This window comes from Myxococcus sp. MxC21-1 (assembly GCF_032612255.1).
GTDB lineage: Bacteria > Myxococcota > Myxococcia > Myxococcales > Myxococcaceae > Myxococcus > Myxococcus virescens.
Window position 1 is genome coordinate 7896244 of the sequence record NZ_CP123278.1, and the last position, 18555, is coordinate 7914798.

Here is an 18555-nt window from a genome sequence, read left to right on the forward strand (position 1 = left end):
ACGGCTAGACGCCGTCCAGCACGCAAAGGGCCAGCGCCCGGAAGGTGTCGCCGCGGGCAAGCACGGCGCCTACATCCACCTGCGCCGGGTCCCCTCCACGCACCTCCGCGTCGAGCCGCGCCAGGACGCGCCCCGCCGCCAGCGAGGCCGGCACGGCGCGGAAGGCCGCCACCGCCGCCGCTTCCATGGCCGGCACCGGACCGGGACGGGCCAGCTTGACGCCGTCTTCCCCGAGCGCCAGCGCCAGCGCGCACAGGTAGCTCAGCTCGGAGGCGCCGAAGCAGGACAGCGCGCCCGCGCCCAGCACCAGCACGTCGCCGCTGGCCGGTACGCCTCCACCCCACCCACCGGGTCCACCACGAGTTGCAGCGAGCCCGCGCCCAACGAGGCCAGGACGGGACGAAGCGCCGCGGCGAGCCGGGGCAGGCGCTCGGCCGTCACCGGCACCGCGCCGGCGGGTACCGGGTGCTCGAAGCCCGAGGGCACCGGCAGCGTGGACACCGGGGCCTGAGGCGCCGCCGCGTCGCTGGAGGACAGGGCCGCGCCCACGCCGTCCGCGCGCTGCGAGTCCTCCGTCCGGCCCAGCGCCCTCAGGGCCTCCGCGTAGAGCGTCCACCCATCCACGTCCAGCGGGTGCTCCCGGAGCAGGTGCGGCCAGATGCGGACGGCCAGGGACACACCCTCGGGCACCGTGGAGAGGTGCTCGGCGGCCATGCGGGTGACTTCAGGGGACAGCTCGCCGGCATCGAAGAGGCGCGCGGCGAGCCGGGCTCCAGGCGACACCAACTGCGCGTCCAGGTAGCCACGGAGAATGGCCTCCAGCACCGCGGGCTCGTCGGTGAGCCGCTCGCGCAGGCGCAGGGCCTCGCCGGTGAGGCCGCGCTCCTCCGCCAACCGCGCGCGGCGGGCCAGCCGTTCGTCCGTCTCCGGCAGCCGCTCGAGCTGCGCGGCCGCGTCCGCCACCATGCCCAGGGCCTCGTAGGCGTCCGCCAGCCGCTCGCGGTAGGTGTTGCCGGACTCCGCGCCCGCGGCCTGCTCCAGCCGCTCCACCAGCGACACGAAGACAGCGGGCTCCTCGCCCAGGTCCACCAGCGACAACAGGTGCCGCAGGGAATGGAGCTGCGCGGGGTCGTCCTTCAGGGCCTGTTCGAAGGCCTCGCGCGCCTCGGGCAGTTGCTCCAGCGGGCTGAGCAGCAGCTCGCCGCGCTCCAGGTGCAGGACGGCGCGAGCCACCGCGTCCGACTCTTCGCCCGCCAGCTGCGACAGCGTGCGCACGCAGGCCTCGTAGCGGCCCAGCTCCAGCTCCAGCGCGTAACGCTCGCGCAAGAGCGCCTTGCGCCGCGAGGGCCAGCCGTCCGCCGCCATGGCCAGCGCTTCCACGCGCACCGTGCCCGGCTGCGCGCGCACTTGCGTCAGCACCGCCTCCGCCAGCGCCTCCGGGAGCTTCTCCAGGGTGGGCAGCAACAGCGTCAGGCGGGCCGCGAAGCCCGGCTCGGGCGCCAGCTCTTCCAGCGCGCGCAGGCGAGGCAGCACCGAGGCCGCCGCCGAGCGGAGCACCTCATCGCGCAGCGCCACCGCGAACGCGGCGTCACGCGCGGCGGACAGGCCCGCGAGCTCCAGCAACCCTTCCGCGTCGCCTTCCGCGCGCAGGCCATCCGCCAGGGCCGAGGCATGCGCGGGGTCCGCGTCCGCCAGCGCGGCCAGGGCCCACAGCGCCTCGCGCGTGCGCGCCGTGTCGCCCGCCTGCGCGGCCATGGCCAGCGCGTCGGTCAGGTCGCCCGAGGCCATGGCGGGCGCGAAGCCCACCTCCAGCGCGCGAGCGAAGGCGCCCAGCCGGCCGAAGCGCTCGGCCAGCTCCGAGGGCGCGAGCATGTCCGATGCCTCGGTGGCGATGCGCTCGAACACCTCCAGCGCCTCACCGTGCTCTCCCGCCTTCTCCCAGAGGCCCGCGGCCTCCAGCAGCAGCGGGGGCGCTCCTCCGGCGCCGCCAGCCGCGCGGCCTGAAGCAGCGCCCGCGCCGCGCGAGGCGCCTCGCCCGACGCGCGGTACAGGTGGGCCACCCGCAGGGCGGCGTCGACGTCCGGCTCCACCGAGGCGGCGTCCTTCGCGGCCTTCAGCGCCTCCGGCAGCTGTCCGGCGGCCTCGAAGCCCCGCGCGGCCGCCAGGAGCAGGACCTGCCGCTCACGGCCAGAGGCCAGCTCCGCGCGCGCCACCTGCACCTCCGCGCGGCGGGCGGGGGCGTCCTTCAGCAGCGGATCGAGGGCTTCCAGCGCGTCCGCGTAACCCGCGCCCGAGGCGCCACGCGCGGCCACTTCCTCCAGTGCCTCGCGGGCCACGTCCACGCGGCCCGCGTCACGCGCGAGCGCGGCCAGCTCCAACCGCAGCACCGCGGCCTCGTCGGCGTCCTCGACGCGCGGCACCCACTGCTCCAGCGCCTCCAGCAGCCGCGTGGAGTCGCCCCGCTGACGCAGGCCCGTCACCAGTGCCTGGAGCGCGGTGAGGTCCTCCGGCGCGGCCTCCGCCGCGCGCTGGGTCAGCGTCCAGGCCGCGTCTTCATCCGCCAGCGAGCTGGAGGCCACCGACGCGGCGGCCAACAGCAGCTCCGCGGCCCGGCGGCCACCCGCCGCCTCCGCGCCCGAGGCGTACACGTCCAGCAGGTCGCCATGACGGCCCAGGGCGTGCAGCCCCGCCACGGCCCGGTCGATGACGGATGCATCCGCGGGGCGCAGGCGCGCCAGCGGCAACAGCGCGTCGATGGCGTCCTTCGGGTCATCGAAGAGGTCCGCCGCGCGGCGGTAGAGCACCTCGGCGGTGGCGGCGTCCTCCGCATGGCGCGCCAGTTGGAGCGACGCCCGGTAGAGGCCCGGCGCGTTGCCCGTGCGCGAATGCACCTCGGCCAGGAGCGACAGCGCCTCGCGGCCGCGCTCGCCTTCCGGCTCCAGCGCCACCACGGCCTCGAAGGCATCCGCCGCGTCGTGGAACGCGCCCGCGCCGAGCGAGGCATGGCCCAACCGCAGCCAGGTCCGCGTGCGCACCGGCACCGGCAGCGCGTCCCCCACGTCCAGCAGGCGGCGGTCGTAGGGGCGCGCGGCGACGGGGCCTCCGCCCGTCGCGGCCAGCTCGGCGCGCGCGGACAGGGCGTCCACGTCGTCCCCCGCCAGGGAGAGGTATTCGTCGAAGGCCTCCGCGGCCAGCAGCGCCTCGCCCGCGTCCAGCAGTCGAGAGGCGCGCTCGCGCAGCAGCGGCAGGGCCTCCGACGTGGACAGGGCCGCGGCGCGCTGGGACAGCAGGTCCGCCAGCCGGCGCACGTCACCGGCCGCGCGCTCACGCACGCGCTCGAAGGCCTCCGCGCTCGCGGGGCTCAGCTCGAAGGCCTGGTCCTCGCACAGCAGCGCCCGCTCGCGGGCACCGGCCGCGCGGAAGGCACGGGCGGCGGACAGGTAGCTCTCCGCCGCGCCCGCGGCTTCCTGGCGCTGCGCCCTGCGCAGCATCAGCTCGGCGAGTGCCTGATGGTCCTCGGCCTCCTCCAGGAAGGCGAGGTGCCGAGCGAAGACGGGCTCGCGGAACGGGTCCGCCTCCAGCAGCACCGCGTCGAACTCCGCGGCGTCCGCGTGGCGCTTCACCTCGTGCAGCAGCTCCGCCGCCTGCGCGGTGAGCTCCAGGTCGTCCGGGCGCGCGCCACGCGCCGCGATGAAGGCCGCGGCGGCGGACTCCGGGCGCCCTGCCCGGTCGCGGTACAGCACGGCGGCGCGCAGGAACAGCTCCGCGCGACGGGCCGCGTCGGGCTCGCCTTCCGCGCACTCCTCGTACCAGGCCGCCAGCTCCGCCAGCCGGCCGTCGCTCTCCAGGAGCTTCTCCAGCAGGCCCTCGGCCTCCGTCAGCGCCCGGTCCTTGCGCAGCGCCGAGCGCAGCAACTCCTCGGCCTTCGCCACGTCCGACAGCACGCCCAGGTTCAGCCGCGCCAGCCGCAGCAACACGGCCGCGGCCTCGCCCGCGTCATCCAGCAGCGGCAGCGCGCGCTCCAGCCAACGCGCCTCGGCCTCCGCGTCGTCGCGACGCTCGGCCAGCGCCGCGCCCAGCTTCGCGGTGCCCAGGTCCACGGCCAGGGCGAAGGCGCGCTCCAGCGCGACCTCGGCGCCGGCGGGGTCCAGCTTCACGTCACGCAGCAGCTTCGCCCGGTAGCGCTCGCACGCCGCGGCCTCAGACTGCTGCCCCCGCGCCTCCAGCAAGTCGCGCGCATCCGCCAGCGCCCGCAGTGCGTCGTCCGCGCGGCCCAGGTCGACCGCGAGCCGGGCCTCTTCCTGATAGGCCTCGAGCGCCGCGTCCGGGTCCCCTGCCTCGAGGCTGAGGGTGGCCACCGGCGCAGCTCGGCGAGCAACTCCACGGTGCGGCCGGTCTCCCGGTGCAGCGCCGCCAACCGGCGACGCAGCGGCAGCGGCTCCGACGCCAGCGACGCGGCGCGCGCCAGCAGCGAGGCCGCCACACCCGCGTCCGCGAGCACCTCGCGGGCCCGCGCCGACAGCTCGACGAGCCGCTGCACGGTGTCCTCGGACGGAGCCAATGCGTGCGCGTGGGTGACGCGCACCTCGAAGGCGCCGCGCGGGTCATCCTTCTCCAGCAGCGCGGCCAGACGCATGACGGCGGCCTCGCACAGGGGCCGCTCCACGAGCAGCTTCCGGTACGCGGCCACCGCGCGCTTCGTCTCTCCGGTCTGCTCGGCCAGCTCCGCCAGGCGCAGCCACGTGGACTCCGCGGCCTCCGGCGCGCTCCGGAAATCCGCGGCGGCGGCGAGCGCGTCTTGCAGCGGCAGCGCCTCGATGACCGCGCCGCGCAGGTAGAGCAACTCCGCCAGCGACGCCAGCTCCGGCCCCTGCGCGGGGACCAGCGCGTGGGCCTTGCGCGCCAGCTTCAGCGCCTTGTCCAGGTCGTGCGCGCCGCGCGCGTAACCCGCGCCCTCACGCAGCAGCAGCGCGGCATCCTGCGCCGTGGCGCTCTCCGCAGCGGTCTCCAGCAGCGCCGCGGCCTCACGCAGCTCCCCACGCTCCGCCACCAGCGAGACGAGGCGACGGCGAACGGCGGCGTCAGATGGGGACAGGCGCAGCGCCTGCCGCAGCGCGGCCTCGGCGGGCACCGGCTGCGACAGCCGGTCCAGGTAGAGGCTGGCCAGCTCGGCGTACATCGCGGCCGCCTCGGCGGGCGCCATGTGGGGCGCCTCGGTGGCGAGCAGCTCGGCCAGCGCGGCCCAGTCCTCCCGGGTCCGCAACACGCGCTGGAGCGCGGCGGTGGCCTGCGCGTGCCGAGGGGCCAGCGCGAGCGCGGCCTCCAGGCTCTGCCCCGCGTCCTCCATGCGGCCGCTGGACTCCAGCAGCGCGGCGCGCGCCAGCAGGGCCTCCACGCGACGAGGCGCGGGTCCCTGGAGGGCCGCCTCGGCGAGCGCGGCGGCCTCGTCCTCCGGCTGGCCATCACGGCGCGCCAGCTCGGCGAGGGAGAAGAAGGCGTCACACCGCTCCGCCGCGGACAGCTCCAGCCCAATGGCCGCGCCCAGGGCCTCGCGCGCGAGGGCGCGCTCGTCCTTCTCCACCAGCGTGGCGGACAGGGCCAGCAGCCGCTCGCGAGCGCGGGTGGCGAGGCTGGCGTCGGCGGACACGGCGCGGCGCCACACGTCCAGCTCCGCGGCCTCGTCGCCCGACTCGCGCGCCAGCTCCGTCAGCGCGAGCAGCAGCGATGCGGGACGACGAGAACCCTTCGCGGCCTCCGAGAAGTCGTCGCGCGCGGCGGACACCCGGCCCGCGGCGCGGTGAAGCACGGCGCGACGGGCCAGCAACTCCGCGCGCGCCTCGCCCGAGGCGGCGGCCACGAGCGTGCTCAGCAACTCCAGCCGCTCCGTCTCCTCTTCCGGCGTGCCGGTGCCGGGCGGAGGCAGCAGGTCCAGCAGCGACTGCGCCGCCCAGGTGTCGTGCGGTTCCTCCAGGCGCAGGCTGCGCAGCGCGTCCACCGCGGTGGTGGCGCGCCCCAGGCCCAGCGACAGCTCCGCCAGCTCGCGGCGAGCGGCGCGGCGGGGCTCGCCGGACAGGCGCGGCCACAACTCCACCAGCAAGTCCGCCAGGGCCTCGCGCGCACCCGCCTTGCGGTGCAGTGACGCCAGCTCCACCCGGGCGTCCAGGTCTTCCGGCGCGCGGGCGCTGTACTCGGCCAGCAGGCGGCGGGCGGCATCCGTGCGGCTCGCGCGCACCGCGGCGGTGGCGGCCTTGCGCGTCAGGGCCACGCGCTCGCTCTCACGCGGCGCATCGCTGTCCGCGGGCGGCAGGGCCAGCACGGCCTCGAAGTCCTCCAGCGCGGCGCGTGCATCCGTGGGCAGGCGCAGCTCTCCCCGGCGCTGGCGCGCGGGCGCGTAGCTCGCGTCACGCTCCAGGGCGTCGGCGAGGAAGGCCTCCTCGCGGCTGGTCCCCGCGGCGAGCAGCGAGGCGCGGAACAACAGCTTCGCGCCAGCGCGGGCCTCGGGCATCAGCGCGGCGCGGCGCGCGTACAGGCGCGCGGCCTCCAGCTTCTCGCCGCGCTCCAGCTCCAGCTCGGCCAGCGACTCCAACACCTCGGCGGCCAGCGGGCCCTCGGGGCTCGCCTCCAGCGCGGCCGACAGGCGCATCAGCGCCGCGGCGTTCTCGCCTCGCTCGAGCAGCGCGCGAGCGCTCTGGAGGAACAGCGGCGCGGCCTCCTCGGCGCGGTCGGCGCCCATCAGCGCCTGGGCGCGGCTGGCCCACAGCTCGGCCAGCGCCTGCGACTCCCCGGCCTCCGCGTAGAGCGCTTCCAGGCGCGCGGCCAGGGCATCATCCAGCCGGCGCAGCGGGAAGGCCTGCGCGTAGGCGGCGATGGCGCCCTCGCGGTCACCCAGCATCTCGCACGCGCGCCCCAACCGGGAACGCACGTCCGCCAGCTTCTCCGGCGCCGCCGTGCGAGGCAGCGTGGACAGCAAGCTCTCCAGCGCGCGCCGCGCATGCTCGGGGCGCTCGCAGCGCAGCGACAGGTCCGCCAGGTCCAACAGCACCGCGGCGTCCGGCGCCAGCCGCGCGGCCTTCTCCAGCGCCACCAGCGCGTCGCCCACGCGGCCCAGCCGGGCCTCCAGCACGCCGGCCAGCTCACGCAGCGCCGCCGCGGCCAGCCGCTTGTCGCCCTGCGCCTCGGCCACCCGCGCGCGCACCTCCAGCGCGTCGGCGAGCCCCGCCATGTCGGCGCGCTTGCGCTGCAAGGCGCACAGCTCGCCCAGCGCGGGCAGGTCATCCGGCTCGGCGCGCAGCACTTCCTGGAGCGCGTGAACGGCCAGGTCCAAATCGAAGGCCAGGTCGCGCGCGGCCACCGCGAGCCGGCGGTACTTCTGCGCGCGCTCCTTCAGGTCCGTGGCGAGCCGCGCCAGCGAAGACAGGCACCGCGTCAGCAGCGCGCCGTCACGCCGGGCCTCGGCCAGCGCCAGCAACGACTCCAGCGCGGGCCGGTGGTCGCCATCCGCCTCCAGCGCCAGCAGGAGCAGCCGCTCCGCCTTCTCGGGCTGTTGCAGCTTGCCCCGGTACAGCTCGCCCGCCTCGGCCCAGGCCGCAGCGCGCTTGCCGGGGGCGTCCTGGAGCGCCGCGGCCTTCTCCAACGCCTCCGCCAGCTCCTGCGAGCGGCCGGTGGCGCGGAAGTACGGAATCAGCTCCTCCAGCGCCACCGCGTCGCGTGGGTCCAACGCCAGCGCGGACTCCAGGTGCTCCCGCGCGCGCGCCGGGTCCCCCAGCCGCGTGCGGTACAGCCGCGCCAGGGCGTGGTGGCTGGCGTGCGCGGCGTGCCGCACCCCTTCCGAGCGCGGCGCCGGCCCCGCCAGCTCCAGCGCCTGCTGGTAGCCCGCGAGCGCCTCCTGCAACCGGCCCAGCCCCTCCGCCACCCGGGCGGCGGCGAACAGCGGCTCCGGCTCACCGGGCAGCAGCGACACCGCCTCCCGGTAGCGCAGCAGCGCGTTCTCCGGCTGCTTCAGGCCTTCGTCCCACACGCGGCCGGCCATCAGGTCGGCATGGCCCACCCGGTCCAGTTCGTGGCGGCCCATGGCCACCTCGCGCAGACGGTCCAGGGCCTTCAGCGCGCGCAGGTGCTCACCGCCGCGATGGCACAGCTCACCCAGCAGCAGCAGCGCGTCCGGATGGTCCGGCGCCAGCCGCAGCGCGGCCTCGCAGTGCAGGCGCGCGCCGGCGATGTCGTCTTCCGTCTGCGCGCACAGCCGGGCCAGTGCACGTGCGCATCGGCGGCCTCGGCCGGGTCGCGAGCGAGCGCCGCCAACCGGCGATAGGCCCGCACCGCGCCTGCCCTGTCGCGGGCCTGGTCGGACGCACGCGCCAGCGCCTTGAGCGAAGGCAGGTGGTCGGGCTTGAGCCCCAGCAGCTCGTGCAGCGCCTTCACCGCCACCTGGGGCGCGGTGTCGCGCGAGCAGCGGGCGGCGGCCTCGGCGGCGAAGAAGGCCGCGGCCTCCTCCGAGGTCCGGCGCGCGAGCGCGCACAGCGCCGGTAGCGCTCGGCGGCGCGGGCACCTTCCCCCGGCGCTCGCGCACCACGGCCTCGCCCCAGAGCGACGCGGGGCTGCGGTCCCTGCGGCGTTGCAGCGTCGCCGCCACGTCCAGCGCCAGGTCATGCGCCTGCGGGTCCGCCACCATCAGCGACAGCAGCCGCTCGGCGGCGAAGGGTGCGCGTCCTGCGCGTCACCGGCCTGGAGATACGCCTGACGCGCGTCGGCCAGCCGGCCCTGCGCGATGAGGCCCTCGGCGTCCGCGAAGGCGCGCGCACCTTCCAGTGCGAGCAGCAGCTCCTCGTCCGGGGGCGACGGCGGCGGCAGTCCTCCCGCGGAGAAGCGCAGGCGCAGGCCCGTGCTGGAGACCTCCGCGGCCGACAGGCGCGCGGTGTCCAGCGTCGGCATCTTGTAGCCGCGGCTCACCGCCGCCAGTTGGCACAGCGCGGGCAGCACGCGCGTGGAGAAACCCGTGGCCCCGCGGACCTCGACATCCGGCACCAGCGCCAGCGCGCCCACGGCCGCGGACAAGAGCCCCGGCACCTGCACGGACGGCGTGGAGGAGAAGCCGTAGAGGCGCACGTCGTAGAGGTAGACGGCGAGCCGCTCCCCATCCGCGTCGAACGCCACCTTGAAGGTGAAGGGCGTGTGCTCCGGCGCGGGCAGCCGCCCCTGGCCTTCGAGGTAGCCGGGCCGGAAGTGCAGGCGCAGGTCCTCGACGCCGGCCAGACGCCCGGCCAGCTCCGCCACCCGGCGCGTCACCAGGTCCGCGTCGACGGACAGCTCGAGGAAGCCGAAGTGCAGCTTCTTGCGCTGGTAGCGCGTGGCGCCGGCGCTGACGTTGAAGGGGAAGCTGACGTCCGGAATCTGGAGCGCGAAGTCGGAGATGCGCAGTCCCGGCAGGACCTCCAGCGCCGGGAAGCCCACGAACGCCCTGCGGTCCAGCAGGCGCAATTCGGGGGCGGCGGCGCGCGCATCCAGCGCCGTGGCGGGCTTGGGAGAATCGCTTTCGGTAGCCATCGCGGGAGCAGGGACGTTAGCACGGGGTCCAAGCCCTCGAAATTTCTGGCAAACCCCCGCTTGTGGGGCAAGCAACGAGACGTGATGGCTCCCCGAATCCTGGGTGAAGGAACGGGCTGCGCGCTGGACCGAAGTCGGACAAGATGCGCCCCGCGTGCTGGCCCCTGACTCCCTTGTCCTCGACGGTCGCTTCCGGGTTCTCCGTCCGCTGGGCTCGGGCGGAATGGGGGAGGTCTACCTTGGCGAACAGGTCTCCCTGGGCCGCAAGGTGGCCATCAAGGTCCTGCACCATGACCTCCACGCCCAGGCCGGCATGGCGGAGCGCTTCAAGCGCGAGGCGCGCCTGCTCTCCGCCGTGGAGCACCCGGCCGTGGTGCGCATCGTCGACTTCGGCGAATCCGGCGACCACGCCTGCCTGGTCATGGAGTTCGTCGAAGGTGAGAGCCTGTACGACGTGCTCACGCCGGGCCCCATGCCCCCAGGCCGCGCGCTGCCCCTGCTCCAGCAGCTGGCGGAGGGCCTGGCCGCCATCCACGACAAGGGCATCATCCACCGCGACCTGAAGCCGGAGAACGTCTTCATCTCCAAGAGCGCCCGGGGCGAGCAGGCCCGGCTCCTGGACTTCGGCATCGCCCGGTTGGTGGAGCCAGACGCCGCCAGCAGCGTCAGCCAGATTGGCGTGGTGCTGGGCACACCGGAGTACCTGTCTCCAGAGCAGGCCGTGGGCGCGAAGGTGGACACGCGCAGCGACCTGTACTCGTTCGGCGTGCTGACCTACCGCGTGCTGTCCGGACGGCTCCCCTTCGACGGGCCCCTGCCGCGCAACTTCCTGTCGCAGCACGCCTCCGCCGCGCCGCTGCCCCTGGACCGCGCGGCTCCCGCGCTGTCGCGCTATGTGGGCCTGCTGTCGCTGGTGATGCGCCTGCTGGAGAAGGACGCGAGCAAGCGTCCCCAGAGCGCGCACGAACTGGCCGACGCGCTGGCCGCGGCGCACTCCGCCCTCTCCGCCTTCACGCCCGGCCTGGGCACCCCTGCCTACGTCCCGCCGCCGGGAAGTGGCGCCACGCCCACCTCGGGCACGTCGGTGTTCGGCACCGGGAGTGCCATGGGGAGCAGCTCGGGCCCCACGGGCACGGCGGCCTTCGCGGGAGCCGCTCCGGCGCCGCAGGCGAGCAACGGTACCGCCGCGTTCGGCGTCGCCTCCAGCGGCGGCTCGGCCTCGGGCGCCCTGCCGGCGGCCTCCCCGCGCACGGGGACGGCGTCCTTCGGACTGAAGTCCTCCGGCGGCGTGGCCGCGGTCACGGGCGGCAACGCGTCGGTGGTGAAGCCGCAGAACCTCACGGTGATGCTCACCGACATCCAGGGCTTCACCGAACGCACCAGCCGGCAGACGCACGAAGAGAACGCGCGGATGCTGGAGACGCACGACAAGCTGCTGATGCCCCTGGTGAAGGAGCACGACGGGCGGCTGGTCCAGAAGCGCGGGGACGCATTGCTGGTGGTGTTCCGCTCCCCCACCGCGGGCGTGCTGTGCGGCATGGCCATGCAGGACCGGCTGTGGCGCCACAACCAGACGGTGCCGGAAGTGGACCGCCTCAATGTGCGCGTCTGCCTGCATGCGGGCGAGGTGCTCGCCACGCCGGACACCGTGCTGGGCGAGCCCATGGAGGTCATCGAGGCCGTGGAGCATGTCGCCAGCGCGGGTGAGGTCACCTTCACCGAAGCGGTGAACTGGCGCGCAACCGCGCGGAGGTCACCGCCGAGCCCTGCGGCGCCATCGCCCTCCCCGGCCGCGACGAGCAACTCCAGCTCTACCGCTGCCAGCGCGCCGCGGAGGGCCCGCCCTTTGGAGACCGCTTCGCCTCGCAAGGCAGCCGGGGCAACGCGCTCGCGCCCCTGCTGGCGAAGCTCCAGGCTGTGAAGCTGCCCGCCGGCCTGGGGGAGCTGCTGCGTCAGCGGCGGCGCGAGGCGGCGCTGGTCGCCGGCGCGGTGGTGCTCCTGGGCGCTGGCGCCGCGTGGCTGAGCCAGCGCAACGACGCCGGCACCCGGGCCTTCGCGCTGCTGGAGGATGGGAAGCTGGACGAAGCCCTGGCGCTGATGGACGCCGCCACCGACGAGGAGAAGGAACTGCCCTCGCTGAGGCGCGCGCGCGTGGCGGCGCACCATGCCAAGGGGCACCACATCAGCGAACGGACCGCGCTCAGCCACCTGAAGGAGGAGGAGCTCGAGGACGTGGAGCCGCTCATCCTCGACGGCCTGGCGGAGGACTACGGCAAGGAGCCGCTCACCGTCTTGGGGAATGCCCTGGCCCGGCTTCCGAAGGACCGCTTGCGCGCCCACTACGAGGACCTGGCCGAGGAGGCGTACTCCCTGCGCCAGTGGGGCGCGCTGCGCTACCTGGAGTTTGTGAAGGCCGCGGACGGAGTCAACCTGGTTCGCGCCTATAGCGAGGCGCTGAACTCCCCGGACTGCGACATCCGCACCCAGGCCGCCAACCGTCTCGCGGGCCTGGGTGACACGGATGCCATCCCCGCGCTGGAGCGCGTCACCTCGCTCCCCAAGGCGAAAAGCCTCCTGGGCAGCAAGGACTGCGGCCACGAAGCAGCGGCGATTGCCATCAAGTCACTCAAGCAGAAGAGCGACTGACTACGGCAGTCCTTGAAGAGAGGGCCAGTGGGATGACGCCCCCGTAGATCAGTTGGATAGAGCGGCGGCTTCCTAACCCTTGAAGGGCCCCTTGTGGAGTTGCCCCGTCAAATCGGACATGGTCAGAGGGGTGAAGCGGCGAGTCGAAACTCTCTCGGGGAGCGCATCTTCAGCGCCTTGTGAGGGTGCACGGTGTTGTAGTCGTGAAACCAGGCGGGGAGCTGCTGGAGGACCGCCTCGGCGCTGTCCAGTCGGGCCAGGTACACGTAGTCGCGCTTGAAGCTCTTCACGAAGGACTCCGCCATGCCATTGCTCTCGGGGGAGTAGGCCGGCGTGGTGCGGATGAGCAGGCCTAGGCTGCTCCCAAATTCGCGCGTCTCATGGGCCGTGTAGGCCGGGCCGTTGTCGGTCAGCCACTCAATGGGATTCGAGGCCCGCCGGCAGCCAGCGCCGAAACGGTACTCCAGTGTCTCAGCGATCAAGTCGCGCACCAGTTCCCCGGTGAGGCCCCCGGTGGTGGCGACGAAGCGCATGGCCTCGCGGTCGCAGCAGTCCAGCGAGAAGGCGACCTGGATGCGCTCCCCATTCCAGCAGCGAATCTCGAAGGCATCCGAGCACCAGCGCAGGTTGCTCTTGAGGGTGGCCACCTTGCCCTCATGGATGCGGGTGGGCTTGCCGGTGTGGCGCGCCAGCAGCAAGCCCGCGGCCTTCATCACCCGGTACACCCGCTTGGGGTTCACCCGGGGCTGTCCCTCGGAGAGCAGCTGTCGGTTCACCAGGGCTGTGACGCGGCGGTAGCCGTAGCTGCCCCGCTCGTCGGTGACAGCACGAATTCTCGCCAGCAGGGACTCGTCGGTGCGCTTGAAATAGGGGCCGCGCCGATTGGGGGCCTCCTGGGCGGGAGACTGAACTCGGAGGACCAGGTTGCTGCGCGAGACGTCCAGCGCCTCAGCCACGGCCTTCAACGGGAACCGCCCCTGGGAGGCAAGCTGGGCGGCGAGGTCCGTTTTTTGGGGCGGGCCAATTCCAGCGCCTCCTTCAGAATCTCGTTCTCCATCGTCTTCTTGCCCAGCAGTCGCTCCAACTCCCTCACCTGGGCCTACAGCCGCTTCACTTCGGACTCCGGGACTACCGCCTCGTCTGCGCCTAGGCTGGACATCGAGCCCTCCTCCGCCAGTCGCCTCCAGTGGAACAACATGCTCGCCGACAGTCCATAGCGCCGGGCCACCGAGGAGATGCTCTGCCCGGCCATCTCCGCTTCTGCCAGGAACCGTTGCTTCTCCTCGGCGTTGAAGCGTCGTCGGCGACCAGGGCGAGCTGGTGGGATGACTTCTACTTCGAGTGCCTTCGTGTCCATCTCTCGGCTGGTCCTATGCGTTAGGGACCTGTCCGTTCGAAATGGGGGCTACACCACCTTGGTCCTCGGGTGGTGGCAGATATGTCCTTGAGATTACTGGATGTTGGCGTTCACCCGCGTTCACCGACGGCCAATCGATTACATACCAATTGCGTACCGCTCAAGGGTGCCTCTTCGTTCCTGGGAACGTGTCAGCAGCAGACGGAAAGAGGAAGCCTGCGCTTCCACAGTAGCGGGAACTTTGGGTGGAGGTATCTACCCGCTTTTTTGCAGTGCCAGCAGCGCGTCCTATGCTGCTCACGTGTGGTGCTTAGGTGCGGTGTACACCCAACGCACGCTACGGGAGGGGACATGTCGGGATTGATGGATCGCGTCGGTCGGCGTCTTGAGGAGCCGCAACTGGACGAGGCTCTCACGGAGGCCTCCAAGCTCCTTCAAGGGCTTGTCGAGGCCGATGCCTACGTTGGGGAGGTTTACTCGCTCGGCTACGAGAAGGCGCTCGTGCAGATTCATGATCACCACCGCAGGAAGGTCGGTGGGATTCCAGCCCTCTCGTTCCTCATCGCCACCCGAGTGGTACCTTTGGCGAAGACCGATGTGCGAGAGGAGGACGCCTCGGTAATCCTCCTCCGCGTCTTGGACCATGCGGACTTGCCCAATGGCGCGGAGGCCCTGCGGGTGAGAGTCGAGAATGCCCAACGGGTTAGTGGCGAGTTGGAGAAGAACTGGGATGACCGGTCGGTGATGGACCCGACCACCCACAACTTGCTCAGCTACGCGGGCGTTCATTGCCGGGTCGTGGGAACATTCTACGTGACCAACGTCGGTGAGGATGGCGCACCAAGGTATGCTCTCGCGTTCGGCTCCGACCTGAGCAACTACTACCCGAACCGGGGGCTCAAGGTTTACAAGCCCCGGGCAAGGGTGCTTTCGCAGATCGTCAACTTCCGCGACCCCTTAGCCCAGCGTGAGGGTGAGGACTCGCTCGTCTACGTCGGAAAAGTGCGTTACGCATCTACGAACCGACCGTTCCAGCAGATCGGGGATGTACGCTTCGCCATCACGCCACTAGACATGTTGGGGCAGAAGACTGCGCTCTTCGGTATGACCCGTACGGGCAAGTCGAACACTACGAAGATCGTACTCAAGTCCATCTTCGAGTTGCGGTGGCTGCCCTCGAAGCAACGGATTGGCCAAATCGTGTTCGATCCGAATGGCGAGTATGCAAACGAGAATGCGCAAGACGAGGACAGGAACCGCAACCCCAACGCTCTCAAGAACGTCTGGGCATGCGGGCCCAAGTCGATTCAGACTGAACTAAAGAAGGACGTGGTGACGTATGGTATCACTCGCCATCCGAACGATCCGGACCGGCGATTGATGCTACTGAACTTCTACGTCGACGAGAACCTTCAGATCGGCAAACAAGTCATTGATGCGGCCTTGGCAGAGGACAAGGGTACAAAGTTCATCTCCGCCTTCCGGGATGTGACCTTGGAGCCGCCGGATAGGACGGACCGTTCGGCAATGACCCGCTACGCTCGGAGGGTTCTCTGCTATCGGGCACTCCTCTACAAGGCCGGGCTGCCTAATCCCACGAACATTAAGCCGGTCACGAAGGGGCTTTTCAACCAGGATCTCGTCGCAGCCCTCAAGTCCTCTACCGGAAAGACCCAGGCGGAGTATGCCAGCTGCGCAACGATGCTTCAGAAACCGCAGCCCACTTGGGCGGAGATAGCTGAAGCCTCCAGGATTCTCCGGAATTTCATTTCCGACAACACCTCAGGGTTCGCAGCCTTCGATCAGGAGTACATCAAGGAAAGCAGCTCTGGCTCATGGGCGGATGATGACCTGAAGAAGATCCTTGAGATGTTCGTCTACCCGAACGGCTCTCGTCAGGTGGGCAGCGTGCGAGAGCAGCATACATCCAGCACCACCACGGACTACGCGGAGGATATCTACAAGGAGCTCTCGGAGGGGCGCTTGGTCATCATCGATCAGTCGAGTGGTAACCCCGAGCTGAACAAGTCTGCTGCAGACCGCGTGATGCGGAAGATCTTCGAGAGCAACCAAGGCAAGTTCCGCCGGGCCGATCCCTCCCTGCCGGACATCCTTGTGTATGTGGAAGAGGCCCACAACATCCTCCCGTCTTCCAGCGATCTCGACACGTCCGATATCTGGGTTCGCACAGCGAAGGAGGGGGCGAAGTACCGGATAGGCCTTGTCTACGCGACGCAGGAGGTCAGCTCTATCCAGAGGAACATCCTGCGGAATACGGCCAACTGGTTCATCGGCCACCTAAACAACACCGACGAGACCAAGGAATTGAACAAGTTCTACGACTTCGCCGATTTCGAGGCGAGCGTGCTCCGAGCCCAAGACAAGGGCTTCCTCCGCGTGAAGACATTGTCCAACCCGTTCGTGGTGCCGGTCCAGGTGGAGCGATTCTCCATCGACGCCACCAGTGAGGTGAAGTGATGCCCTACGAAGGTGAGTTTGCAGGGTACCGTTCCCTCCAACGCATCGCGGAGACGGAGCGGGTCCAACTCCTTTTGCGTAAGGCCCGCGTCCTTCCCAGGAGCGATGCAGCTCGACCTTCGCCCCCCATGGCCCCGGCCGCTCCGCCGGACCTGCCGGACTTCGTTGTTGCTATCGATGGGAGCCTCGCTGAAGTTTCGGTGGAAAATGGCTTTCCCGGCGCACGAGTAGGGTACTGCACGGTGGCCAGTGTACTGATCGACCTTGCTCTCATGGCGGAACTAGATGAGCAGCGGCCTGCGGATCCGCGGGAATTTCGCAAGACCGAGCAGTCCGCGACGATCGACGCCGCGTTCCCTGGGAGCAACGTGGTCACCCGCACCAACACCTCGGCGCGCGACTCGTTCCGGGAAACCCTGTATGAGGTCTTCCATGACGAGGTCCCGGATGAGCAGGATCGGCAGCCTCTCCTCTCGACCTACGAAGCCCTTCTAGCTTTCAAGCCGACAACCCGGGATGGACAGCAGTGTCCCTACCAGCCCGACGGATGCGACCAGCACTTGGCGCAGGTTCGGCCGGGTATCACGTCGTGCGAGTGTCCCAAGCGCCGCCCCATCTACTCCACAGACGCCCTCCGCGTGTACGAGCGCTTCCGGGACTTGGGCTCGAACATGGAGGCGATCGGCGAGGTGATGCAGGTTTGGGAGCGGGTACTTCTCGTTCACCTCCTGCGCTGCTTCGAACGCAAGGGATGGATTGACCGCGAAGACAAGGTGGGGCGGCTCGCATTCATCGTGGACGGTCCGCTGGCGGTCTTCGGGCACCCGGCGTGGATCAGCACGGCAATCACCAAGGAGTTGAAGCGGCTCAATTCGCTGTACCGAGCTAAGACGGGGAGGGATCTGCTGATCCTCGGAATTGAAAAGACGGGTGAGTTCGTCACTCACTTCGATCAGGTCGACCAGACGCAGATGGCTGGCGAGGAGCATTTCCCCAAGCGAGCCTACCAATTGCTCACTGACCGTTACATTAAAGAGCGGATCAAGTTCTCCGAGAGCGAGAAGCGGTACGGCGCGGATACCTACTTCGGTCGCAAGCTCTTCTATAAGACGGCAAGTGGGGCCCGTATCGTGGCCACCATTCCGTTCTTAACCGACGAGCAGGACACACTCGACTCGGATGACATCGCCCCCTACCCCCAGTTCGCAGCAGCGTGCGCACTTCTCGACAAACTCGTTTCCTCCCGCTATCCCAACTCTCTCTCGCCGCTCGTCTCGGCGAATGCCCAGGCGGCAATTCCGCTCAACCTGGGAGCCAGAGTCCTGGAGCAGCTTGCCCGGGCCCTGATGGGGAGGGGTTGAAAAGATGGGTGGAACAGGGCCGGGGCAGTATGACACCGCGGCGAAGCGGTGGGCTGGTGTCGGCCCCTACTACGCCATGTTCCCCACCGACTTTGCCGACCGGGTAGTACGGCACTACACGCATGCAGGGGATACCGTTCTCGATCCGTTCGCGGGTCGGGGCACCTCCATCTTCAGCGCTGCGGTGCAAGGCCGCTCTGGCATCGGGATCGAGTTGAGCCCGGTGGGTTGGGTGTACACCCGGACGAAGTTGGCTCCTGCTGGGAAACGGGCCGTGAGCAACCGGATTCGTGAACTGGACACGCAAGCAGGGAATTTCCGACGCGAAGCGGAGGCTCTGCCGGAATTCTTCCACCATTGCTACAGCCCTAGAGTGAGGCAATTCCTTCTCATGGCTCGAAAGGACCTGGACTGGCGTGGAAACCAAGTGGATCGGACGCTCATGGCGCTCCTGCTGGTATACCTGCACGGGAAGCGGGGTGGGGCGTTGTCGAACCAGATGAGGCAGGCCAAGTCCATGGCCCCTGACTACGCAGTACGCTGGTGGACGGAACGCCAGCTCGCGCCACCAGATGTGGATCCGGTGGACTTTCTTACCCGGAGGTTGGAGTGGCGCTATGCCAAGGGGCGCCCCTCCACTGCGAAATGCTGGGTGTACTTGCGTGACAGCGTCGAGCGCCTGCCGGAGTTGAAGCGTGAGCTTCGTGAGGGAAAGTTCAAACCAGTCCGGCTCTTGCTCACGTCTCCACCCTACTACGGGGTTACGAACTACCACTACGACCAGTGGCTGCGACTGTGGCTGCTCGGTGGCGCTCCCAACGCGCGCCGACCTAAGGGGGCGGGAGCGCACCGGGACAAGTTCGAGAACTTGGAGAAGTACCGTCGCCTCCTTGCGCGGGTCTTCGAGGGAGCCGCCGCGCTGCTCGACAAGAAGAGCAGCGTCTATGTCCGTACCGATCGCCGAGAGCTAACGCGAGACGTGACCAACGAAATCCTGAGATCTACGTTCCCGGGCCGACGCATCCGCGTGAAGGAGCAACCCTTCGTGCGGCCGACGCAGACGAGCCTCTTTGGCGACGCTTCAGTCAAAGCCGGCGAGGTGGACTTCATCATCTCTGGGAGCTGACGCCCACCAGCGGGTGCCTCAGGCATGCGGGGGGCAAAGTAAGG

The 18555-nt window shown here is 70.6% G+C and carries 5 protein-coding genes and 3 pseudogenes; 6 read left to right on the plus strand and 2 right to left on the minus strand.

Going from position 1 to position 18555, the window contains the following annotated elements:
* Positions 1-4 precede the first annotated feature (4 nt).
* Positions 5-9543 (minus strand): annotated as a pseudogene (locus tag QEG98_RS35250) (flagellar hook-length control protein FliK).
* A 154-nt stretch (positions 9544-9697) separates the two neighbouring features.
* On the opposite strand from QEG98_RS35250, the gene QEG98_RS35255 reads away from it, so the two are divergent.
* Positions 9698-11464, plus strand: a complete 1767-nt coding sequence (locus tag QEG98_RS35255) for a protein kinase domain-containing protein (protein WP_316564436.1) — start codon at positions 9698-9700, stop codon at positions 11462-11464.
* On the plus strand, positions 11461-12189 hold the full coding sequence (locus QEG98_RS35260) for a hypothetical protein (protein ID WP_316564437.1): 729 nt from the start codon (positions 11461-11463) through the stop codon (positions 12187-12189). Before QEG98_RS35255 ends, QEG98_RS35260 begins: the two co-directional genes overlap by 4 nt.
* A 122-nt stretch (positions 12190-12311) precedes the next feature.
* On the opposite strand, the pseudogene QEG98_RS35265 reads toward QEG98_RS35260, so the two are convergent.
* Positions 12312-13546, minus strand: a pseudogene (locus QEG98_RS35265) (IS3 family transposase).
* A 351-nt stretch (positions 13547-13897) separates the two neighbouring features.
* Here QEG98_RS35265 and QEG98_RS35270 point away from each other — a divergent pair.
* The 4 genes and pseudogenes from QEG98_RS35270 to QEG98_RS35280 all read left to right on the plus strand — a co-directional run bounded on the left by QEG98_RS35270 (position 13898) and on the right by QEG98_RS35280 (position 18511).
* Positions 13898-16024, plus strand: a complete 2127-nt coding sequence (locus QEG98_RS35270; protein WP_316564438.1) for an ATP-binding protein — start codon at positions 13898-13900, stop codon at positions 16022-16024.
* A 128-nt stretch (positions 16025-16152) separates the two neighbouring features.
* Positions 16153-17385 carry a DNA double-strand break repair nuclease NurA gene (locus QEG98_RS35275; protein ID WP_316564439.1) on the plus strand — a complete coding sequence of 411 codons (1233 nt, stop codon included), beginning with the start codon at positions 16153-16155 and terminating at the stop codon, positions 17383-17385.
* A 76-nt stretch (positions 17386-17461) separates the two neighbouring features.
* Positions 17462-17545 (plus strand): annotated as a pseudogene (locus QEG98_RS42440) (DNA methyltransferase); the annotation flags it as partial.
* A gap of 282 nt (positions 17546-17827) precedes the next feature.
* Positions 17828-18511, plus strand: coding sequence for a hypothetical protein (locus QEG98_RS35280; protein ID WP_316564440.1), 684 nt, complete (start codon positions 17828-17830; stop codon positions 18509-18511).
* Positions 18512-18555: the final 44 nt, after the last annotated feature.

Coding starts and splice junctions, on each gene's coding strand:
- QEG98_RS35270 (WP_316564438.1), top strand. CDS start 13,898: ATGTCGGGATTGATGGATCGCGTCGGTCGGCGTCTTGAGGAGCCGCAA.
- QEG98_RS35275 (WP_316564439.1), top strand. CDS start 16,153: ATGGCCCCGGCCGCTCCGCCGGACCTGCCGGACTTCGTTGTTGCTATC.
- QEG98_RS35280 (WP_316564440.1), top strand. CDS start 17,828: ATGGCGCTCCTGCTGGTATACCTGCACGGGAAGCGGGGTGGGGCGTTG.